This is a genomic window from Gemmatimonadaceae bacterium, from assembly GCA_019637445.1.
Taxonomy (GTDB): Bacteria; Gemmatimonadota; Gemmatimonadetes; order Gemmatimonadales; family Gemmatimonadaceae; genus Pseudogemmatithrix.
Window position 1 is genome coordinate 1 of the sequence record JAHBVS010000002.1, and the last position, 21,120, is coordinate 21,120.

General features: G+C 67.0%; 18 protein-coding genes and 4 tRNA genes. 20 read left to right on the forward strand and 2 right to left on the reverse strand.

All coding sequences use genetic code 11. The annotated features are described in order from the left end of the window. Positions 1-139: 139 nt before the first annotated feature. Entirely contained in the window at positions 140-1,438 is a 1,299-nt protein-coding gene (locus tag KF709_10100) for a M20/M25/M40 family metallo-hydrolase (GenBank protein ID MBX3174755.1), read from the forward strand. A 252-nt stretch (positions 1,439-1,690) separates the two neighbouring features. Here KF709_10100 and KF709_10105 read toward each other — a convergent pair whose 3' ends face one another. Further along, the gene (locus tag KF709_10105; GenBank protein ID MBX3174756.1) at positions 1,691-3,022 is read right to left on the reverse strand and encodes an amidohydrolase family protein; all 1,332 of its coding nucleotides are present in this window, start codon (positions 3,020-3,022) and stop codon (positions 1,691-1,693) included. 10 nt (positions 3,023-3,032) lie between these two features. Next, the gene (locus KF709_10110; protein MBX3174757.1) at positions 3,033-6,023 is read right to left on the reverse strand and encodes an amidohydrolase family protein; all 2,991 of its coding nucleotides are present in this window, start codon (positions 6,021-6,023) and stop codon (positions 3,033-3,035) included. A 207-nt stretch (positions 6,024-6,230) separates the two neighbouring features. Here KF709_10110 and sdaAB point away from each other — a divergent pair, with 207 nt between their 5' ends. The 19 genes from sdaAB (at position 6,231) to rpoB (ending at position 21,120) form a co-directional block, all read left to right on the forward strand. After that, positions 6,231-6,905 carry an L-serine ammonia-lyase, iron-sulfur-dependent subunit beta gene (gene sdaAB, locus KF709_10115; protein MBX3174758.1) on the forward strand — a complete coding sequence of 225 codons (675 nt, stop codon included), beginning with the start codon at positions 6,231-6,233 and terminating at the stop codon, positions 6,903-6,905. Beyond that, the gene (sdaAA, locus tag KF709_10120; GenBank protein ID MBX3174759.1) at positions 6,905-7,783 is read left to right on the forward strand and encodes an L-serine ammonia-lyase, iron-sulfur-dependent, subunit alpha; all 879 of its coding nucleotides are present in this window, start codon (positions 6,905-6,907) and stop codon (positions 7,781-7,783) included. The genes sdaAB and sdaAA overlap by 1 nt, the downstream gene beginning before the upstream one ends. A 59-nt stretch (positions 7,784-7,842) precedes the next feature. Next, positions 7,843-8,325 carry a hypothetical protein gene (locus KF709_10125; GenBank protein MBX3174760.1) on the forward strand — a complete coding sequence of 161 codons (483 nt, stop codon included), beginning with the start codon at positions 7,843-7,845 and terminating at the stop codon, positions 8,323-8,325. A gap of 134 nt (positions 8,326-8,459) precedes the next feature. Further along, the gene (locus KF709_10130) at positions 8,460-8,864 is read left to right on the forward strand and encodes a hypothetical protein (protein ID MBX3174761.1); all 405 of its coding nucleotides are present in this window, start codon (positions 8,460-8,462) and stop codon (positions 8,862-8,864) included. 4 nt (positions 8,865-8,868) lie between these two features. Then, positions 8,869-9,633, forward strand: coding sequence for a PspA/IM30 family protein (locus tag KF709_10135; protein ID MBX3174762.1), 765 nt, complete (start codon positions 8,869-8,871; stop codon positions 9,631-9,633). A gap of 111 nt (positions 9,634-9,744) precedes the next feature. After that, positions 9,745-10,698: an ATP-binding cassette domain-containing protein gene (locus KF709_10140; protein MBX3174763.1), complete on the forward strand. Its 954-nt coding sequence runs from the start codon at positions 9,745-9,747 to the stop codon at positions 10,696-10,698. Positions 10,699-10,706: 8 nt separating this feature from the next. Then, complete coding sequence (gene cysS / locus KF709_10145; GenBank protein MBX3174764.1) at positions 10,707-12,116, forward strand: cysteine--tRNA ligase; 1,410 nt, start codon at positions 10,707-10,709, stop codon at positions 12,114-12,116. Positions 12,117-12,270: 154 nt separating this feature from the next. Next, positions 12,271-12,343, forward strand: a tRNA-Thr gene (locus KF709_10150). A gap of 38 nt (positions 12,344-12,381) precedes the next feature. Continuing rightward, positions 12,382-12,464, forward strand: a tRNA-Tyr gene (locus tag KF709_10155). A 146-nt stretch (positions 12,465-12,610) separates the two neighbouring features. Further along, positions 12,611-12,683, forward strand: a tRNA-Gly gene (locus tag KF709_10160). A 39-nt stretch (positions 12,684-12,722) separates the two neighbouring features. After that, a tRNA-Thr gene (locus tag KF709_10165) sits at positions 12,723-12,795 on the forward strand. 309 nt (positions 12,796-13,104) lie between these two features. Beyond that, positions 13,105-13,257 carry a 50S ribosomal protein L33 gene (rpmG, locus tag KF709_10170; protein ID MBX3174765.1) on the forward strand — a complete coding sequence of 51 codons (153 nt, stop codon included), beginning with the start codon at positions 13,105-13,107 and terminating at the stop codon, positions 13,255-13,257. After that, positions 13,258-13,491, forward strand: a complete 234-nt coding sequence (gene secE, locus KF709_10175; GenBank protein MBX3174766.1) for a preprotein translocase subunit SecE — start codon at positions 13,258-13,260, stop codon at positions 13,489-13,491. Positions 13,492-13,494: 3 nt separating this feature from the next. After that, positions 13,495-14,040 (forward strand): transcription termination/antitermination factor NusG, encoded by a 546-nt coding sequence (gene nusG / locus KF709_10180; protein ID MBX3174767.1) that lies wholly within the window; start codon positions 13,495-13,497, stop codon positions 14,038-14,040. Between the two features lie 250 nt (positions 14,041-14,290). Beyond that, positions 14,291-14,713 (forward strand): 50S ribosomal protein L11, encoded by a 423-nt coding sequence (gene rplK, locus KF709_10185; protein ID MBX3174768.1) that lies wholly within the window; start codon positions 14,291-14,293, stop codon positions 14,711-14,713. Further along, the gene (gene rplA, locus KF709_10190) at positions 14,710-15,399 is read left to right on the forward strand and encodes a 50S ribosomal protein L1 (protein MBX3174769.1); all 690 of its coding nucleotides are present in this window, start codon (positions 14,710-14,712) and stop codon (positions 15,397-15,399) included. The genes rplK and rplA overlap by 4 nt, the downstream gene beginning before the upstream one ends. Before the next feature lie 7 nt (positions 15,400-15,406). Continuing rightward, on the forward strand, positions 15,407-15,892 hold the full coding sequence (rplJ, locus tag KF709_10195) for a 50S ribosomal protein L10 (protein MBX3174770.1): 486 nt from the start codon (positions 15,407-15,409) through the stop codon (positions 15,890-15,892). A gap of 70 nt (positions 15,893-15,962) precedes the next feature. Beyond that, the gene (gene rplL / locus KF709_10200) at positions 15,963-16,352 is read left to right on the forward strand and encodes a 50S ribosomal protein L7/L12 (protein ID MBX3174771.1); all 390 of its coding nucleotides are present in this window, start codon (positions 15,963-15,965) and stop codon (positions 16,350-16,352) included. A 187-nt stretch (positions 16,353-16,539) separates the two neighbouring features. Further along, positions 16,540-21,120, forward strand: coding sequence for a DNA-directed RNA polymerase subunit beta (gene rpoB / locus KF709_10205; protein ID MBX3174772.1), 4,581 nt, complete (start codon positions 16,540-16,542; stop codon positions 21,118-21,120).

Here is a 21,120-nt window from a genome sequence, read left to right on the forward strand (position 1 = left end):
ACGGCAGGTGCTTGGGGGGTGCGCTGATCGACATCGGCGCGCCCCCATTCACGTAGTAGTCCTCTGTGTCTCTGTGCCTCTGTGGCAAGAACTCGCCACTCAGATGGCGGCCGTGCGGCTGAGACCGCAGATTCATCGGATGCGCCTCGAAACCCGCTTTCGCCCTCTCGCGCTGCTGCTCGCGCTGATTGCCACGCCGCTTCTCGCTCAGGAGCACTATCCGAGTTCGTGGGATCCCGCCCTGTTGCGCCGCCCGGATGTGCGGGCCGCGCTCGGACACCTCGAGACCAACTTCCCGCAGCAGGTCGAGGAGTGGATCCGCATCGCGCAGATGGAAGGTGCGTCGCGGCACGAGCAGGTGCGCGGGGAATATGTGCGCGAGCAGATGCTGCGCGCGGGGCTTGTGGTGTCGGTGGACTCCGTAGGCAACGTGACCGGCATCCGCCGCGGCACGGGCGGTGGGCCGACCACCGTGTTCGCCGCGCACACCGACATCGCGCATCCGGTAGGCACCAACACCACCGTGCGCGTCACGGGTGACTCCCTCCACGCGCCCGGCATCTTCGACAACTCGGCGAGCGTCGCCAACATGCTCGCGATGATCCGCGCGCTGAACGCCGCGCGCGTCGTCACCAAGGGTGATCTCATCTTCGTCGCCACGGTGCAGGAGGAGATCGGCCTGCGTGGGATGGACTACTGGCTCCAGCACAACCCGCGGCCAGACCTGCTCATCGCAATGGACGGTGGGCTCGGGCCCATCAACTACGGCGCGCTCGGCATCTACTGGACGCGCTATCGCTATACCGCGGACGGCTCGCACACGCTCTATTCGCGTGGGCGGCCGACTCCCGTGCGAGCGCTCGCCGCGGCGATCGAAGGCATCTATGCGCTGCAGTTCCCGCCAATGCCGAACGGCGCGGTGGTCAACGTCGGTCAGGTGCACGGCGGCGTGATCTTCAACGGGATTCCACAGGATCTCTACTTCACGGTGGACCTACGCTCGCCGGACCCGGCGCTGCTCGACGCGCTGGACCGCAGCATCACGCGGATCGCCGAGGAGTCCGCGCGGCAGGCAGGCGTGGCCTTGGCGATTGAACGCGAGGTGAAGAACGGCGCCGGCGGCACCGAGGCGATGCTCGCCGGTGCGCGACGGCATCCGTTGGTGCAGACGGCGGTGGACATCCAGCGGCAGTTGGGCGTTCGCGTTGGGATGCCGGGCGCGCCCGAGGCAATCGCCACGGGCAGCACGGACGCGAACATCGGCGTGGTGATGGGGATCCCCAGCATCTCGATCGGGCGCGCGTACGGTGGGAACCAACACACGCTCACAGAGTGGGCGGACCGGCCGAGTGCGCTGCTCGGCGCCAAGCTTGCGCTCTTGTTGGCCGCGACCTTCGGCGACGGGATCCAGCCGCGCGCGGCGATGCCGACGCCTTAGCAGGCTACGGGACTCGGCCAGGAACTGCTTTGCCACAGAGGCACAGAGACACAGAGGTGTCGCGACGCAACCAGCCCTCTGTGCCCAGGCCAACCGCAACTTCGAAGGGGGCTCGGCGGACATAATCTGTCCACGAAGCCCCCTTCAAAGTTCAGTTGAGATCAGACACAGAGGCCAACGCGCACGCTCAACCCTCTGTGTCTCTGTGCCTCTGTGGCAAAACCTCGCCACACAGATCCATCCGCACCGCAGTTACATCGCAATCTTCCCTTGCTGCTGCCGGATCTTCTCCAGGTACTTCTGGAAGAAGTGCTTCTGGATGTCGTTCATGTTGATCTCACGACCCTGGATGTACGCCTGGTCGATGTTCGACATCATGTCCAGCGGCGTCCCCGTCGTGATGAGCAGCGTCGCCTGCTTGCCCACCTCCAGCGAGCCGACCTTGTCCGCGATGCCCATCAACTCGGCCGCGTTGATCGTCACCGCCTTCAGCGCCTCCTCTTCCGGCAGGCCAAAGGCCACCGCAACACCGGCCTCCCAGGGGAGACGGTTGCTGTAGAGGCCACCCGCGCCGCCCGAGATGGCGAAGCGCACGCCTGCCTCGTGCAGGCGGGCCGGCATGTGGTACGCGCCATCATAGGCCTCGTGCTGACGGTCCGGCGCGGCCATCGTGCTCGTGAGGATCACCGGCACGTTCTCCGCCTTCAGGCGGTCGGCCACGTAGATCGCGTCGCGACCACCGCGGATGACGATGCGCAGTCCCTCTTCCTTGCCCCAAGTCAGGGCGTCGTTGATCTGCGCCACGCCCTCGGCCGCCACGATCACCGGGATGTCGCCGTTGAGCGCGGGAATCATCGCCGCCAGGCGCACGTCGCTGCGCACCTGCTGGCCTGCCTTCACCGCGTCACGGTAGGCCCGCGCCTCGGCGAAGTAGTCCTTCAGCTCCTGCACCTGCTCGGCGTAGGTCTTCGGCGCCTGCTGCGGGCCGCCGCGACCTCCGGGGCCACCGAAGAAGCGGCGCGGCCGGGCGATCGGATCCGGCCAGTTCACGTTCAGCGCCGCGGCGCCCTTCATCGACATCTCCTCCCAGGTCCAGCCCTCGAGCGACATCGCCGAGGAGAGGCCCGAGATGACACCGCCACCCGGCGTGGTGAACGCCACGAGCACACCGGCCGAACGCGTCGTGCCGATGTGCCGGCTCTCCGCGTTCACCGCAATCTCGGCGCGCACGTTCGGGTTGAAGTCGCCGATCTCGTTGATGTCGTTCGACACATCCACCGCGCCGATCTCGGTAATGCCCACGGTGCTGTAGGCATCGATGAGGCCCGGATAGATGTGCTTGCCCGTCACGTCGACGACCTTGGCGCCGCGCGGGATCTCCACGTTGCGGCCGACGGCCACGATCTTGCCGCCATCGAGCACGATGGTGCCGTTCTCGATGGTGCCGTTGGTGACGGTGTGGATCGTCGCGCCACGCAACACCACCGGCTCCGACTGCGGCGGCACGGTCATGCGTACCTGCGCGCCGGCGCCGGCCGCACCTGCAAACAGCAGGGCGGCGGCGCCGAGGAAGCTTCGCTGCATCGGATTCATCTTAGTGGTCCCCCTGCCCAGGCCCACGGGCCGGACGATTGGTGGGTGCATTGCCCTCGGTCCCGCCGGCGGCCAGCACCGCCTGGATCAACTGCTTGCGCTGGCGCTCGACCTCGACGCGCAGCAGCGCGTCCTCCTCGAGCGAGAAGTAGCGACGGCCGTCCACCCAGGTCTGCTCGGCCTTGGTGAACTGCGACAGCGGGTGGCCGTTCCAAATAACGAAGTCGGCGTCCTTGCCGGGCTCGAGCGAGCCCACGCGGTTGTCGATGGCCACCGCCTTCGCGGCCTGCAGCGTGATGGTGGACATCGCCGCCTCCTCCTCGACGCCCGAACGCAGGAGCTTGCCGGCCTCCCAGTTCATGCGCGTGGAGATCTCGGCGTCGTCCGAGTGCAGCGCCGTCACGACGCCGGCTTCCATCAGCAGGCGCGCGTTGTAATTCGTCGCATCGTAGGACTCGAGCTTGAAAGCGCCCCAGTCCGACCACACGATGGCGGCGACGCCGGAGTTCTTGAGCTCGGTGGCGATCTTGTATGCCTCGACGCCGTGCTGCAGCGTCTGGATGCGGAAGCCGAACTCCTCGGCCAGGCGCACCAGCGCGAGGAACTCGTCCGCGCGGTATCCGTGCGAGGCGACCAGCAGGCGCTGGTTCAGGATGTCGACCAACGCCTCCATGCGGAGGTCGCGGCGCGGCGGGATGCCAGCCTTCGTGCGGTCGGCCTCCCAACGCTTCCACTCCGCCTCGTAGTCACGCGCGGCCATGAAGTGGTCGCGGATGATTTCCTGCACACCCATACGGGTGTTGGGATAGCGGTTCGGGCTGCGCTTGGGGTTCTCGCCCAGCGCGAACTTCACGGTGCGTGGCGGGTTCTCGAACTTGAGTGCGTCGGGCAGTGCGCCCCAGCGGTTCTTCACGAACACGTTCTCGCCACCGATGGGGTTGGCCGAACCGTGCTTCACCATCTGCGACGTAAGCCCGCCGGCCAGCTGGCGGTACATCCAGATGTTCTCGATCGTGAGCACGTCGCCCATCTGCACTTCGGGGACGATGGCGAAGCCGCTCTCGTTCACCGAGCTGACGCCGGTGTGCGTGTGCGGATCGATCAACCCCGGCGTGACGTGCTTGCCGGTGGCGTCGATCTCCACCGCGCCGCGCGGCGCGGTCAGGCGCTGCCCGACCTGCACCACCTTGCCGGCACGTACCAGCAGGTCGGCGTTCTCCATCTTGCCCTGCGGGCCCTGCGTCCAGATGGTGGCGTTGCGCACCACCAGCACGGCGGGCTGCTCGGGCGGCGTGGCGCGGCCGAACTCCATCGACGGACGGAGCCACGGCAGCTCGATGTTCGGCACCTTGGCCGCCACCGTACCGCGCGCGGCATCGTCCACCTTCTCGGTGCGCGTGCCGCGATACGCCGGGTCCGAGCCGTTGGGCAGCGACATCCAGCCGAAGAACTCCTCACCGCGCACGTTGCCCGTGAGGAGGATGGTGCCCTGATAACCCAGCTGCTCACCATTGAAGGTGGCCTCGAGGCGACCCGTCTCGGAGATCACGCGCGCCGAGGCCAGGTTGATGGGGCGGCGGTTCGGCACCTCGACCGTGCCGCGCACGCGGTTGATCGGACCCTCGAGGCGCAGCGTCGCCGGGAATCCAGCGGCGTCATCGGTGGCGATCGTCCAGGTGCCGCGCGGGTCGATCTGCGGCGGACGGGTCACGCCGTAGCGCATGCCCTGCACCCACACATCGCGCACGCTGGCTTCGGTCGTGAAGAGGTCGCCGTCGGCGACGACGAGGTTTGCCACCTTGCCGGCGGCGATGGTGCCGTGCGTGCGCTCGATGCCCAGCCAACCGGCGGGCACCGTGGTGAGCGCGGCCAGTGCCTTGTCCGGCGCGAGTCCACGCGACACCGCGATGCGCAGGTTCGGCAGGAACTGGTTCAGCGACGACAGCCCGTCCGTCGTGATGGCGAAGGGCACGTTGGCCTCGGCCAGCTTGGCGGCGTTTGTCGGCGCCAGGTACCAGTGGCGCAGCTGCCCCAGCGTCACGTTGATCGCGGCCTCAGGCGTCGCGACCTCGGGTGCGTCCGGGAAGGTGAGCGGGATGATCAGCGGCTGCGTGCGACCCTTCAGCACGTCGATCAGCTTGTATTCCTCGCCGCTGCCGCGGAACCAGGGCGTGAGCTTGTAGTCCGCCGCGATCTTGTAGGCGCGGAGGTACTCCTCCTCGCTCGACGTCTGGAACAGCACCGCCTGGCGGCCCTGCACGGCGTCGCCGAGCGCGGCCAAGGCCTCGCTGGTCTCGGGCGGCAGGATCGAGCGGCCGCTCTTCTCGTAGGCGGCCCAGGCGCGGATGTACCACTCCGCATCCATAAAGGTCTGCTTCATCAGGGCCGTCGTGCCCATCGCCGAGTTCGGGTACATGCCCCCGAGCTGGAACGAGCGGTTGAACCCGATGGCCTGCACGAGGTCCGGGCGCAGCACGCGCTCACGGACACCGGCATCGCTGAGGTTCACGACCGAGGCCTTGCCGCGGAAGATGCCCTGCTTCGGGACGGCGAGCGCGGTGCCGAAGCCCAGCGAGCGCAGGCTCATCCGGCGGGTGCTGTCGTCCTTGAAGCTCGAGGTGGTGCTGTACCAGGCGCGCACCTGCGGATTCCAGTGCGTCGGGCCGACGTCACCACCCTCGGGCACGGCGTCCATGCCGAGGTCGGCGTGCGCATCGATGAAGCCGGGATAGACCGTCTGGCCGGACAGGTCCCACACGCGGGCGCCAGCCGGCGCCTGCCCGCGACCGACCGAGACGATCAGGCCGTTGCGAATGACGATGGTGGCGTTCTCGACCACCTGACCCGGCGCCGTGACCACGCGCGCACCGACGAGGGCGTGGAAGCCCGAGCCGTTGTCGCGAAGCCCCGTGATGGGTTCAGTGCGGGACGATTGCTGGGCATCGAGTCCGCTGGCGAGCAGCAGGGCGAGGCCCAGAAGGGAGCGAATCACTCTCACGTCGTACTCCGGTGGTGACCGCCGCCGCTGCGGCGGGTCGCGGGGAGAAGGAAGGGGGACCGTGAGGTCCAGGTCCAGCAGTCGTGCCGCCCCGAAGGGGGAGGCCGCTGAATCTATACGTCCTTGGGCACCGTGGATGTTGACCGGGGTGGTCGGGCGCCGCCGCGTGGCATCTTTCATATAGTGGTAAGTTGGTAGGACATGGTCTCCATCCTCGACATCATCGGCCCCGTGATGGTGGGCCCCAGCTCCAGCCATACGGCGGGGGCCTGCCGGCTCGGACTCGTGGCCCGCGACTTGGTGGCCGGCACCCCCGACAAGGCGCTGATCGAACTGCACGGCAGCTTTGCCCGCACCGGTGAGGGCCACGGCACGGACAAGGCCATCGTCGGCGGCCTGCTCGGCTTCCGTCCCGACGACGAGCGACTGCGCGACGCGCTGAACATCCTGGAGCGCGAAGGCCTCGATTGGCGTTTCGAGAAGACCAGCCTCGGCGACGAGCCCGAGGTGCATCCCAACTCCGTGCGTATCACCGTCACGCGCGAGCACCGGCACCACGTGATGCTCGGTGCCTCACTCGGCGCCGGTCGCATCAAGGTCTCGCAGATCGACGGCTATCCCGTCGAGGTCGATGGCTCGCACCACACCATCGTGATGGTGGCCGAGGACGTGAAGGGCAGCATCGCACGCATCGCGACGTTGCTCAGTGATGGCGGCGTGAACATCGCGACGCTGCGGCTCTCGCGGAAACACCGCGGTGGCGATGCGTTCATGGTGATCGAGGTGGACGAGCGGCCACCTGATGAGGTCGGTGCCGCGCTCAAGGCGCTGCCCTGGGTGCGCTGGACGCATCGCATCGACAAGGTGGGCGGCTGATGTACCACTCACTCGCCGAGGCGATTGCCGACGCGGAACGCCAGGGCAAGACGCTGGCCGTCTGCGCGCTCGAGATGGAAGCGCGCGACCAGGGGCGCACGGTCGAGGACATCCGCGAGGCGCTGGGTCGCGCGCTGGCGGTCATGCGGCACGCCGTGGAGCAGGGGCTCACTGGTGATCTGCGGTCCACGTCGGGGCTCGTCGGCGGCGATGCGGCCAAGCTGCGCAGTGGACCGGCGGGTCCGTTGCACGGCACCGTGTTCCGCGACGTGCTGATGCGCGCACTGGCCGTGCAGGAGGTGAATGCGGCGATGGGCGTGATCGTCGCGGCGCCGACGGCAGGTGGCGCGGGGGTGTTGCCCGGTGTGCTGCTCGGGCTCGCGGCGAAGCACGACCTGGCCGATGCGCAGTTGGTGGATGCGTTGGCGACAGCAGGACTGATTGGCGCGGTCGTCGCGCAGCGCGCGTCGCTTTCGGGTGCGGAAGGCGGCTGTCAGGCCGAGACCGGTGCCGCGGCGGGCATGGCGGCCGGCGCCGCCACCGAGATGCTCGGCGGGACGCCCGCGCAGGTAGGCACGGCGGTCGCGCTCGCGCAGCAGGGTACGCTCGGGCTCGTGTGCGATCCGCTCGGTGGCTTGGTCGAGTTGCCCTGCGTCTTCCGCAATGCCACCGGCGCAGCGATCGCGCTGGCCGGCATCGAGATGGCGCTGGCGGGCATCACCTTCGCGATTCCAGCCGACGAAGTGATCGACACCATGGGCGAGATCGGCCGTGAGATGGACGTGCGCTACCGGGAGACGGCGGGCGGCGGGTTGGCGGCGACGCCGACCGGGCGCAGGCTCGCCAAGGAACGGTTGGTGGAACTGAAGAAACGGTGAACGGTGAACGGTGGACGGGGCGAGGCCGTGCGGCCTCGCCTGTGCGGATCCTCGTCACTGTGGCGCTCGTTCTCCCGTTGCTCGTGGCGACGGTCTACTGGGTCGAGGCGGAGAAGGAGGCGCGCGTGCTCTGCGGGCTGGCGACGGTCAGCACGCCGGAGTCGGAGGTCCAACGGATGTTCGGGACGGCGACACTGCTTCGCGTCGAAGCCACCGTAGAGGGGACGACGCGTGAGCTGCGCGCAGCCAGCCCGATGAACCTAGGGCTGAGTGGTTGCACGGTGACAATGACGGATGGTGCAGTCAGCGCCACGGTGGCCTGGGAGCACTTCCGGAGCTCGGGCGCGGCGAGTCTGGTCCTACTCGTCGGTCTGCCGATCACCGCCGTCTCTTCATTCCGCGCGATCGCCGCCGCGCGCCGCCGCGGAAAGGACGGAGGCCCGGCACCGGCAAGGAATCGCCTTCGAGTCCTGGCCACGAGAGTCGGCCTCACACTTATCGCGATGGCGACTCTCGTGCTCCTCCTCGGCGCCCCGTCCTGACCGTACACAGGCGAGGCCGCACGGCCTCGCCCCCTTCATCCTCCACCCTTCATCCCTAGACAGAACCCCCGCGACCACTGAAACTTCGTAGCACGCAGCACCGTCCGGACAGATGACTTCTTGAGTGGAGCCATATGGTCACGCCCGAACAAATCGACGGCTTCCTTGGCCGGCTTGCCAGCGAAGGCGCATCCTATGAAGAGCTCGAGCCCGGGCTCTGGAAGGTGCAGCCCGGCGGCGAGCTGGACCTCACCGTGGTGGTGCATCACTCGCCGCCGGTCGTCGTGCTGCGCGTGAAGGTGATGGACCTGCCAGCCAACGCGAATGGTACCTCCAAGCTCTGCCGTCGCCTGCTGGAACTGAATGCCACCGACCTGCTCCACGGCTCCTACGGGATCCAGGGGAACGAGGTCGTGCTCACCGAGGCGCTCGAGCTCTCCCACCTCGACTACGAGGAGTTCCTGGCCTCGTACGAAAGCCTTACGCTCTCGCTCGCCGGCCATCTCCGCGAGCTCGCCACTTTCCGCGAGGCCCGCTGATCCCATGGGCATCTTCGACCGACTTGCCACGCTGCTGAAGTCCAACATCAACGACCTGATCTCGCGCGCCGAGAATCCGGAGAAGATGCTGGATCAGATCGTGGTCGATATGCAGAACCAACTGGCGCGGGCCAAGCAGCAGGTGGCCGCCGCCATTGCCGACGAGAAGCGCCTGAAGGACCAGTTCGAGGCCGAGTACAAGCAGTCGCAGGACTGGGAGAACAAGGCGATGCTCGCCGTGAAGGAAGGACGCGACGACCTGGCCAAGCAGGCGCTGCTGCGGCAGGCGGAGCATATGGAGCATGCGCAGACGCTCGAGGCGACCTGGCAGTCGCACGTCTTGGAGACCGAGAAGCTCAAGAACTCGCTGCGCGACCTGAACGACAAGATCCAGGAAGCGAAACGCAAGAAGAACCTCCTGCTCGCGCGCCAGCGCCGCGCGCAGGCGCAGCAGAAGATCTCCGAGACGATGTCGTCGATGTCCGAGAAGTCGGCCTTCGAGGCCTTCGCCCGGATGGAGGAGAAGATCGGGCAGAACGAGCGCATGCTGAAGGCGAGCAACGAGATCGACGAGGAGTTCAGCGGCGATCGGCTCGCGGGCGATTTCAAGCGGCTGGAGAAGGTCGCCGGCTCGGCCAACGCCGACCAGCAGCTGCTGGCGCTCAAGCAGAAGATGGGCCTGCTGCCCAGTGGGTCACCGGGCAAGCCTCGACAGCTCAATGCCGGCGAGGAAACGGTGGACGCGGAGATCGAAGAGGACAAGAAGTAAGCGAGAGGGCGCCGGAGTGATCCGGCGCCCTCTGCGTTTCCGCTGCATTAACGCTGTGGCTGGCATCGCGCCGATGATGAAGTGCCGCGCGCAGGTCGTACCCTGTCGCCTGTGCCGACCACCCCAATCCTCGAGATGCACGCGGTCACGCGTCGCTGGCGCCCCTCTCCCCTGGGTGGCAGTGACGAGCGCCTCGCGCTCGCGCCGCTGTCATTGGAACTGAAGAGCGGCGAGCTGATGGCCGTCGTCGGCGCGGCAGGCTCTGGCAAGAGCACCCTCGCACTGCTGGCGGCGGGCAAGGTCGCACCGAGCTCGGGGATCGCCCGCTGGTGCGGTGGCCCCGACCCTGCAGCGGCGAGGCCGCAGCTCATCGGACCTCGCCCCTGGGAATACTCCTTCCTCACCGTGCGGCAGGCGCTGGCCTTCCACGCCGATGTGCTCGCGCTGCACGACGACGCGCTCGCCGCACCCACGCGCTTCGTGCCGCTGATGCGCGAGGTCGGGCTGCGCGGACTCTCGCGCGTGCGACTTGGCGCCCTGGGCCCGTTGGACCAACTGCGCATCACCATCGCGCAGGCGCTGCTGGCCAAGCCGCGTCTCATCTGCATCGAGGAGCCGTTCGTGTTCTGCGGACCCGCCGAGCGTCGCGAGGGCGTGGCGCTGCTGCATCGGCTGGTCGGCTCCGGGCTCGCAATCCTGGTGACCGGCCGCACCGTGGAGACCTGTGGCGGCCAGGGCACGGCCGACCGCGTGGTGATGTTGCGCGACGGCATGATGCTCAACGCCGAGCCAGCTCGGCCATCGCAGATCGTGCTGGACCTCAAGGTGCCCAGCGCGGAGGAGGCGCTGCGGCGGCTCAGCGCGCGCCTGCCGAGCGTGCGGAAGCGCGGACGGCGGCTGCGGGTGACGCTCGAGGAGCTTTCACCAGAGGCGGTGCTCGCGGTCTGCCGCTCGGAAGGGGTGGAAGTCCGCGCCTCACGCGTCGCTGAGGAGCCGTTGCCACCTCGCAGTGAGGACGCGGGGGAAGGCCCCACGCCGTTGCCGCCCCTCCCGCCGAGTCCCTAGCTTTGGGGATGCCGGAGTTTCGTCTCTACAACACGATGTCGCGCCGCGTCGAGGACTTTGCGCCCGCCGACGGCGACACGGTGCGTCTCTATACGTGCGGGCCGACGGTCTATAACCCGGCGCATCTGGGAAACTTCCGCACCTTCCTCTTCGAGGACCTGCTGCGGCGCGTGCTGCGCCTGCGCGGCTGGAAGGTGGAGCAGGTGATGAACCTGACGGACGTGGACGACAAGATCATCGTGCGCGCCTCGCAGCAGGGGAAGACGATCCACGAGGTGACGGATCCGGTGGTCGAGGTCTTCCACGCGGACCGGAAATACCTGCGCATCGAGGATGCCGAGCATTATCCGCGGGCGACAGCCTACATCCCGCAGATGATCGCGCTGGTGGAGCGTCTGATTGCCAACGGCGTGGCCTACGTGGCGGAAGACAAGAGCGTGTACTTCGCCATCACGAAGTTCCAGGGCTACGGGAAGCTGGCGCGGCTGGACACGATCGACGTGCAGGTCGGCGCGCGCGTGGCGCAGGACGACTACTCGAAGGAGAACGCGCAGGACTTCGCGCTCTGGAAGGCGGCGAAGCCTGAGGACGAGGCCTGCGGTGCCGCCTGGGATTCGCCCTGGGGCCGCGGACGTCCGGGCTGGCATCTCGAGTGCTCGGCGATGGCGATGAGCATCCTTGGTGAGACGCTGGACCTGCACTGCGGCGGCATCGACTTGATCTTCCCGCACCACGAGGACGAGATCGCGCAGAGCGAGGCGGCGACGGGCAAGGAGTTCGCGCGCTGCTGGTGCCACGGGGAGTTCCTGCTCACCGAGGGCGCGAAGATGGCCAAGCGCGTGGGCAACGTGCAGAACGTCGAGGGGCTGCGAGAGGCGGGCATCAGCGGGCCGGCCGTGCGGCAGTTCGTGTTCAGCACGCACTATCGCAAGCAGCTGAACCTCTCGGGCGATGCGCTTGAGGGCTCGATGGAGGCGGTGCGTCGCATCGCGGACTTCGCGGAGCGGTTGGCGGGCGCCAAGGGCGGCACGCGCGGGCTTGAGGACGCGGCGGACCGGCTGGAGACGGCGGTGCGCACGGCGTTGTTCGACGACCTCAACGCTCCTGAGGCGATGGCGGCGCTGTTCGAGTTTATCAGGGCGGCCAACAAGGAACTTGACGCCGGCGGCACGGATCAGGCTGCGCTGCGCCGCGCGCGCGACGTCTTTGCGATGGTGGACGGGGTGCTGGACCTCGTGCCGGACAAGGTCGAGGCGGACGCCGAGCTCTCGGGCTGGGTGGAGCAACAGCTTCAGGCGCGCAAGGAAGCGCGGGGACGGCGGGACTTCGCCGCGGCGGACGCGATCCGCGTGGCGCTCGACGAGAAGGGGATCGTCATCGAGGACACGCCGCAGGGGACGCGGTGGAAGAAGCGTTGAGGCGCCGAAGGCGCCTCAACGGCTGACGAAGGACGAAGGCAGCAGGAGGTGAGGCCGTACGGCCTCGCCACTTTCGTCCTCCGTCCTTCGTCGGCCCTCGATTGAAAACCGGTCGAGGCCCACTTAACTTGCCCTTTCGCGTAGGGAGAGTTTCGCTGACGTAGCTCAGCTGGTAGAGCACCCGATTTGTAATCGGGCGGTCGCGAGTTCGATCCTCGCCGTCAGCTCTTGCCGGAAGGTCTGGGCACGATGGTCGACGCGATTGGGTGGGGTACCCAAGTGGCCAACGGGAGCAGACTGTAAATCTGCCGGCTTATGCCTTCGAAGGTTCGAATCCTTCCCCCACCATTTTGGACGAAGGACAGCGAAGACGAAGGACGGAGGTTGTAGGAGGCGAGGCCGTACGGCCTCGCCACTTCCGTCCTCCAACCTTCGTCGGTTTCGGCAGGATGCGGTCGGAGTGGGCCGTACCTTGGGATGCGGGACGAAGTAGTGCGGGAGTAGCTCAGCTGGTAGAGCGCAAGCCTTCCAAGCTTGATGTCGCGGGTTCGAGCCCCGTCTCCCGCTCTGTCGTAGGACGAAGGTGGACGGACGAAGGACGAAAGTGCACGCATAGCTCAGTCGGTAGAGCACATCCTTGGTAAGGATGAGGTCACCGGTTCGATCCCGGTTGCGTGCTTTCTCTAGGTAGAAGGATGGAGGACGAAGGAGGGCGGGCCCTGCGGCCCGCCCTTTCCTTTATTTGGTCCTCTGTGTCTCGGTGCCTCTGTGGCAAGCAGTTGCCGTTCTCAACGATGAGAACGCGCCCGGACGAGCGGCCCGGGAAGGGGCGCCCAGCGACCGAAATGGCGCTAGCGCAGGGACTTGCAAGCGCCCGCTTGCCCCCCTACCTTTCAAGGCTCGCCGCCTTGCGCCCAGTTGGGGGCAGGGTGGCCCGCCGCGTCCGCGTCCGGACGTGGCTGCAAAACGCCAGACCCGAGAGTGAGCCATGCCGCGCGACAAGATCATCCTCGCGTGCAGTGAGTGCAAGAATCGCAACTACTTCACCACCAAGAACAAGCGCCTGCACCCGGAGCGCGTCGAGTGGAAGAAGTATTGCCCGCGCTGCAACAAGCACATGCTCCACAAGGAGACGAAGTAAGTGGCCGGCGAGGTCGTAGCCCAGCAGCCGAGCCTGCCGAAGCGCATGGTCGGGTTCTGGAACGACGTGGTCGCCGAGATGCGCAAGGTGACCTGGCCGGACCGCCCGCAGGTGCAGCAGCTGTCCATCGGCGTCATCGTGCTGTCGCTGGTCATCGGCGGCGTCATCTGGCTGCTGGACCTGATCTTCCAGGCCCTGCTGGTGCGCGGGATCCCGTCGCTGTTCGGAGCGTAACCCGTGCCCCATCGCTGGTTCGCAGTCCAGACCACGAGCGGTCACGAGAACAAGGTGCGCACCCTGATCCAGCGGAAGATCGACGCGGATCCGGTGGCGGCCGAGGAACGGCGCATCCGTGAGGTGCGGGTCCCGACCGAGCAGGTGGTCGAGATCAAGAACGGCAAGAAGGTCACCGTCGAGCGGAAGGTCTACCCGGGCTACGTGCTCGTGGAGATGGCCCTCTCGGAGGAGACGCTGCACACGATCAACGCCATTCAGGGCGTGATCAAGTTCGTGGGCAACAAGGATCGCGAGCCGCAGGCGTTGCGGGACGACGAAGTGAACCGACTGCTGGGTCGCGAGATCAAGGAAGAGGAGGCCGCGCCGAAGGAGGAGATTCCGTTCCTCGTCGGTCAGGCCGTGGCGATCACGGACGGTCCGTTCTCGGATTTCAACGGGACGGTCGAGGACGTGATGGCGGATAAGGGGAAGGTGCGGGTGAGCGTCAGCTTGTTCGGACGGCCTACGTCGGTCGAACTGGATTATCTCCAACTGAAGGCTCACTGAGGATACGGGAAGTTGTAAGTCATGAGTTATGAGTCGTGAGTAGTGACTCATCACTCACAACTCACAACTCACCACTGCAGTTCGATGATGCCCTTGCGCGGGGCAGAGGCGTGAGTGACATCCGCCTTGAGGAGCGCACCGTCGGCTACCACAACGACGTCAAAACACACCGTGGGAGTCAGCGCACTGCGCCAGCCTGTCCGAAAGCCGGACACGCCCGCGGGCGCTCAACGTTCCTAGCGAGGCAGTAATGGCCAAGAAGGTCACCGGTTTCGTCAAGCTGCAGATTCCTGCAGGCAAGGCGAATCCGGCCCCGCCGGTCGGTACGGCTCTCGGTCCGCAAGGCATCAACATCATGGCGTTCTGCAAGGAGTTCAACTCCAAGACGCAGGGCCAGGATGCGATCCTTCCGGTCGAGATCACCATCTATGCCGACAAGTCCTTCACCTTCATCCTGAAGACGCCGCCCGCGGCGTTCCTCGTGAAGAAGGAAGCTGGTATCGAGAAGGGCTCGGGTCAGCCGAACCGCAACAAGGTCGGCTCGATTACCCAGGCGCAGGTCCGGAAGATCGCCGAGATGAAGATGCCCGACCTCAACACCGATTCGCTCGACAGCGCCATGGCGATGGTCGCCGGCGCCGCGCGGTCGATGGGTGTGGAGGTGAAGGGATGAAGACGCACGGCAAGAAGTACCGCGCTGCCGCCGCCAAGCTCACCGCTGGCGCGCTGCACACCCCCAAGGCGGCCCTCGAGGCCGTGAAGGGTTCCGCGTTCGCCAAGTTCGACGAGACCGTCGAAGTGGCGGTGCGCCTGGGCGTCGACCCCCGCCACGCCGATCAGGTCGTGCGCGGCACCGTCGTCCTGCCGGCCGGCACGGGTAAGGCCGTGCGCGTGCTGGTCATCGCCGTCGGCGAGAAGGCCAAGGAGGCCGAGGACGCCGGCGCGGATTTCGTCGGTACCGAGTTCATCCAGAAGATCAAGGATGGCTGGACCGACTTCGACGTCATGATCGCCACCCCCGACCAGATGGGCCAGGTCGGCCAGCTGGGTCGCGTGCTGGGCCCCCGCGGCCTGATGCCGAACCCGAAGGCGGGCACGGTGACGTTCAACGTCGGCCAGGCCGTGAAGGAGACGAAGGCCGGCAAGATCGAGTTCCGCGTCGACAAGGCCGGCAACGTGCAGGCCGCCATCGGCAAGGTCTCGTTCGGCCTCGAGGCGCTCGAGACGAACTTCGGCGCCTTCATGGACCAGATCATCCGCTCGAAGCCGTCCGCGGCGAAGGGCGTCTATGTGAAGACCGTCGCGGTCAGCTCCACCATGGGGCCTGGCCTGCGCATCGATACCACCCCGTACCGGTAAGCCAACGATGAAGCGATCCGACAAGGACCAGCTCGTCGCCGAGCTGAAGGCCAAGCTCGATGGCGCCGACGCGGTCTACTATACCGACTTCACCGGGCTGAACGTGAAGGCGATGACGACCCTCCGCCGCCGCTTCCGCAAGGCCGGCGTGGAGTACGTGGTCATCAAGAACACGCTCGCCCTGCGTGCGGTCAACGAGGCCGGCCTGACCGGCACGAAGCTGAAGGGCCCGACCGGCGTCGTCGTGACGAAGGATGCCATCGGCGCCGCGAAGCTCCTCAGCGATTTCGCCAAGGAGAACGACTCGAAGCCTGCGATCAAGGGCGGCATCTATGAAGGCGCCGTCATCGACGAGGCGACGGTCAAGAAGCTCGCGTCGCTTCCGACGCGCGATGAGGCCCTCTCGATCCTCGTCGGCACGTTCAACAGCGTGCTGATGATGTTCGCGCTGGCGCTCGATGCGCGGAAGACGCAGGTCGAAGGTTCAAACTGATTTCCCCAGGCGTCTGCCTGATCACACGCCCCTCAGGACCCCTGGGGGAACACCTTTGGAGAATGGAACAATGGCTAACGCGACCCTGAGCAAGGACGAGATCCTCGAGGCGATCGGCAACATGTCGGTCATCGAGCTCACGGACCTGATCGAGGCGTTCAAGACGAAGTTCAACGTGACCATCGCTGCCGTGGCCGCTGGCGCCCCGGCGGGTGGCGCGGGTGGTGGCGCCGCTGCCGCCGAGGAGAAGACGGAGTTCGACGTCGTCCTCAAGGAAGCCGGCGGCAAGAAGATCCAGGTCATCAAGGTGGTGCGCGAGCTCACCGGCCTTGGCCTGAAGGAAGCCAAGGACATGGTGGACGGCGCGCCGCAGACCCTCAAGGCCGGCGTCTCGAAGGACGAGGCCGCCTCGGTCAAGGCCAAGCTCGAGGCCGAGGGCGCGGTCGTCGAGATCAAGTAAGGGCCGATGGCTCACGGGCGGGCGCCATCCGGCGCCCCCCGCGATCCCTCACCCTTGCTTGGTTTTGAGATGACCCCACTGCAGTCCACGCACATCTGAAGAACCTTTCGCTCCGCTCCGCCCGGACCTTCCGGGCGGGGACGGGGCGGTTTTCGCCTGTCTTTGGGCCATCGCCCAGGTCGATATGATCACGCAGATCTCCTTCGGAAAGCTCGAGCACGGCATGCAGATGCCGCACCTGCTCGACATCCAGACGCAGGCCTTCCAGTCGCTCCTCCAGCTCGACGCCGCGGCGCATAACCGCGAGGACGTCGGACTCGAGCGCGTCTTCAAGGATCTCTTCCCCATCACCGACGTCCACGAGAACTTCTCGCTGGACTTCAAGCGCTACACCCTCGGCGAGCCCAAGTACTCGGTCGAGGAGTGCATCGAGCGCGACATGACCTACTCGGCGCCGCTCAAGGCGACGCTGGTGCTCACGGTCTATGAGGAGAACCCGGTCGACGGGAAGAAGCGCCTCAAGAACCAGATCGAGAAGGAGGTCTACCTCGGCGAGCTGCCCCTGCTCACGAACCTCGGCACCTTCGTGATCAACGGCGCCGAGCGCGTGATCGTCTCGCAGCTGCACCGCTCGCCGGGCGTGGTCTTCGAGGAGAGCACGCACCCCAACGGGCAGCGCCTGATCTCGTCGCGGATCATCCCCTTCCGCGGCAGCTGGGTGGAGTTCACGGTGGACATCCACGACGTGATCTTCGTCCACATCGACAAGAAGAAGAAGTTCCCGGCCACGGCGCTGCTCCGCGCCTTCGGCTACGGTAACAACGCGGACATCTACCGCCTGTTCTTCGGCGTCCGTGAGCTGGACATCACGAAGCGCAAGGAAGGCCGCGACCGCGAGGTCATCGGCGCGATCATCGCCGAGGACATCGAGCTCGAGGGCGAGAAGGTCGAGATGCCGGCGCCGGAGCCGGGCAAGAAGGCCAAGAAGGAGACCAAGAAGGCCCGCGAGGCGCGCGAGCGCGCCGAGGCGGCCATGCTGGTCAAGCAGGGCGACGAGCTGACGGAAGAGGTGTTCAACCGCCTCCGCCGCCAGAAGATCGACAAGATCAAGGTCTTCGCCTCGTACCAGGAAGTGGACGTGCGCGAGGAGCTCGATGCCTTCGAGCGCCAGGAGCGCCCGTCGCCGCGCACGGTGGCCCTCGAGGTCGTGGATCCGTCCACGGGCGAGGTGGTCGCCGAGCCGGGGCAGTCGCTCAACGTCACGCTGGTCCGCAAGCTGCGGAAGCTGGAGGTCGCCAAGGTCTCCTGCTTCGTGGCCTCGGGCCGCGCCGAGAGCACGCTGATCCGCAACACGCTGGCCAAGGACCCGACCAAGTCGGAGGACGAGGCGCTCAAGCAGATCTACTCGCTGCTCCGGCCGGGCGACGCTCCGAACAAGGAGACGGCGAAGCAGGCGCTGGAGCGGCTGTTCTTCTCGCCGAAGCGCTATGACCTCGGCCGCGTCGGGCGCTACAAGATCAACCAGCGCCTGCACCTCAACACGCCGGCCAGCCACACGGTCCTCACCACCGAGGACTTCATCGCCATCATCCGCTACCTGGTGGAGCTGCAGCAGGGCCGCGGCCACGTGGACGACATCGACCACCTGGGCAACCGCCGCATCCGCTCGGTGGGCGAACTGATCGCCAACCAGTTCTCCGTCGGCCTGTCGCGCATGGCGCGCCTGGTCAAGGAGCGCATGAGCATCAACCAGGACAGCGAGAAGATCTCGCTGGACGACCTCGTGAACGCCCGCACCGTCTCGGCGGTGATCCAGGCCTTCTTCGGCTCGTCGCAGCTCTCGCAGTTCATGGACCAGACGAACCCGCTGGCCGAGCTCACCCACAAGCGCCGTCTGTCGGCGCTGGGACCTGGCGGCCTGACGCGCGAGCGCGCGGGCTTCGAGGTCCGCGACGTGCACTACTCGCAGTACGGGCGCATGTGCCCCATCGAGACGCCGGAAGGCCCGAACATCGGCCTCATCACGTCGCTGGCCTGCTTCGCGCGGGTCAACGACCTCGGCTTCGTGGAGACGCCGTACCGCGTGGTGAAGAACGGCAAGGTGACCAATGAGATCGCCTGGCTGGACGCGAACCGCGAGGAAGAGGCGGTGATCGCGCAGGCCAACGCGCTGCTCAACGAGGATGGCACCTTCATCAACGACCTCGTGCTCTGCCGTCAGCAGGGCGACGTGCCGCTGATGGCGCCGTCGAAGATCGACTATATGGACGTGGCGCCGGAGCAGCTCGTCTCCATCGCCGCGGCGTTGATTCCGTTCCTTGAGCACGACGACGCGAACCGCGCGCTGATGGGCTCGAACATGCAGCGCCAGGCCGTGCCGCTCCTCAACCCGCAGACGCCGCTGGTAGGCACGGGCCTCGAGGAGAAGGTGGCCACGGACTCGGGCGCGGTGGTGATCGCCAAGCGCGCCGGTGTCGTCACGCGCGTGACGGCCGACGAGATCATCGTCGACGCCGGCCAGACCAAGGGCGCCAACAAGGACGCCGACGCGCCGCTCAAGCGGCTCGCCGCGCAGGACCGCTACAAGCTCCGCAAGTATCGCCGCACCAACCAGGACACGGCGCTGAACCAGCGTCCGCTGGTGAAGGTCGGCCAGAAGGTGAAGCAGAACGAGGTGCTCGCCGACGGTGCCGGCACGCAGTTCGGCCAGCTCGCGCTGGGCTCGAACGTGACGGTGGCCTTCATGCCGTGGTACGGCCACAACTTCGAGGACGCCATCGTGCTGTCCGAGCGCCTGGTGAAGGACGACGTGTACTCGTCGATCCACATCCAGGAGCACGAGCTGCACGTGCGCGACACGAAGCGCGGGCAGGAGGAGATCACGCGCGAGATCCCGAACGTGTCGGAGGAGTCCCTCGTGGACCTCGACGAGCGCGGCATCGTGCGCATCGGCGCCCATGTGCGCCCGGGTGACATCCTCGTCGGCAAGATCACGCCGAAGGGCGAGACGGAGCTCTCGCCGGAAGAGAAGCTGCTGACCGCCATCTTCGGCGAGAAGGCGAAGGACGTGAAGGATTCGTCGCTCAAGGTGCCGCCGGGCGTCGAGGGCGTGGTCATCGACGTGAAGATCTTCTCGCGCATCGAGGACCAGGTCGTCGAGAAGGACCGCGGCGAGCGGATCGGCGACGTGCGCCGCCTCGAGGGTGAGGAGAAGGTGCGCGTCAACGACGTGCGCGACGAGGAGATCAAGGCGCTGCTGGAGGGCCAGAAGGTCGCCCTGGCGCTGCAGAGCGGCACGGTCGAGGAGGCCATCCCGGCGGGCACGGAGTTGACGAAGGACGTGCTCGACGGCCTGCGCCTGGCCACGCTGGACCTCAAGACCTTCCGCGTCGAGAACAAGAAGGTCAACGAGGAAGTCCGCCGCATCATCGAGGCTGCCGACGAGGTGAAGGGCAAGATCGAAGAGCGCGCGGAGCTGCGCATCGACCAGATCCTCAAGCCGGACGAGCTGCCCCCGGGCGTCATCCAGTTGGTGAAGGTCTACCTCGCCGAGAAGCGCAAGATCTCGGTGGGCGACAAGATGGCCGGCCGCCACGGCAACAAGGGTATCGTGGCCCGCATCGTCCCCGAGGAAGACATGCCGTTCCTGCCGAACGGCACCCCGGTGGACATCGTGCTCAACCCGCTGGGCGTGCCCTCGCGCATGAACGTGGGCCAGATCCTCGAGACCCACCTTGGGTGGGCGGCGAAGATCCTCGGCTTCTACGCCAAGACGCCGGTGTTCCAGGGCGCCACGGAGCGTGAGATCGGCTTGGCGCTGCGCATCGCCGGTCTGGAGTGGGTGCGCGGGTCGCTGGCGCTGGAGACCTCGGCCCCGGGCGTGACGCCCGAGGAGCTGAAGGCCATCGTCACGGACCTGCGGCCGGAAGTGGCGCACCTGAACAAGGTGGAGCTGCTGGCCGACGCGACGGTGAACGACCTGAACGGCCGCGGCATGTCGGCGACCGCGAAGGACGTGCACAAGCGCATCTATGACTACCTCGTGGCGGCGGCGAAGGAGCTGGCCGCGCGCGAGCGGGTGGCCACGGAGCACGCAGTGGCGCACCACGAGGCCGCGCAGGACGCCGAGGGCGTCTCGGCAGCCGAGAAGTCGGAACTCAAGAAGGCGCTGAAGGAGTTGCAGAAGAAGGCGGCGATGGACGACGCTGAGCTGCTGGAGCAGCTGGGCCGTCCGGCGCTGTCGGCGATGCTGGGCAAGAAGAGCGAGGCCGACGTGGACGCGGCGGCGCGCGAGCTGATGACGGCCGGCGGCATGATGCCGGGCGGCAAGATCCGGCTCCGCGACGGGCGCACGGGCGAGACCTTCACCAACCCGGTGACGGTGGGCCAGGTCTACATGCTCAAGCTCAGCCACCTGGTGGATGACAAGATCCACGCCCGGAGCATCGGCCCCTACAGCCTCGTCACGCAGCAGCCGCTGGCGGGCAAGGCGCAGTTCGGTGGCCAGCGCTTCGGTGAGATGGAGGTGTGGGCGCTGGAGGCCTACGGTGCCGCACACACCCTGCAGGAGATCCTCACGGTGAAGTCGGACGACGTGAACGGCCGTTCGCGTGTGTACGAGGCCATCGTGAAGGGGCAGAACCTCCCCGAGCCGGGCACGCCGGAGTCGTTCAACGTGCTGGTGAAGGAGCTGCAGGCGCTGGGCATCCACGTCACGATGGACTCGCACGCCGAGGGTGGTCTACTCGGCGCCGGGTCGGAGGAGTAA

Coding starts and splice junctions, on each gene's coding strand:
- KF709_10100 (MBX3174755.1), top strand. CDS start 140: ATGCGCCTCGAAACCCGCTTTCGCCCTCTCGCGCTGCTGCTCGCGCTG.
- KF709_10105 (MBX3174756.1), bottom strand. CDS start 3,022: ATGCAGCGAAGCTTCCTCGGCGCCGCCGCCCTGCTGTTTGCAGGTGCG.
- sdaAB (MBX3174758.1), top strand. CDS start 6,231: ATGGTCTCCATCCTCGACATCATCGGCCCCGTGATGGTGGGCCCCAGC.
- sdaAA (MBX3174759.1), top strand. CDS start 6,905: ATGTACCACTCACTCGCCGAGGCGATTGCCGACGCGGAACGCCAGGGC.
- KF709_10130 (MBX3174761.1), top strand. CDS start 8,460: ATGGTCACGCCCGAACAAATCGACGGCTTCCTTGGCCGGCTTGCCAGC.
- KF709_10135 (MBX3174762.1), top strand. CDS start 8,869: ATGGGCATCTTCGACCGACTTGCCACGCTGCTGAAGTCCAACATCAAC.
- cysS (MBX3174764.1), top strand. CDS start 10,707: ATGCCGGAGTTTCGTCTCTACAACACGATGTCGCGCCGCGTCGAGGAC.
- rpmG (MBX3174765.1), top strand. CDS start 13,105: ATGCCGCGCGACAAGATCATCCTCGCGTGCAGTGAGTGCAAGAATCGC.
- rplK (MBX3174768.1), top strand. CDS start 14,291: ATGGCCAAGAAGGTCACCGGTTTCGTCAAGCTGCAGATTCCTGCAGGC.
- rplA (MBX3174769.1), top strand. CDS start 14,710: ATGAAGACGCACGGCAAGAAGTACCGCGCTGCCGCCGCCAAGCTCACC.
- rplJ (MBX3174770.1), top strand. CDS start 15,407: ATGAAGCGATCCGACAAGGACCAGCTCGTCGCCGAGCTGAAGGCCAAG.
- rplL (MBX3174771.1), top strand. CDS start 15,963: ATGGCTAACGCGACCCTGAGCAAGGACGAGATCCTCGAGGCGATCGGC.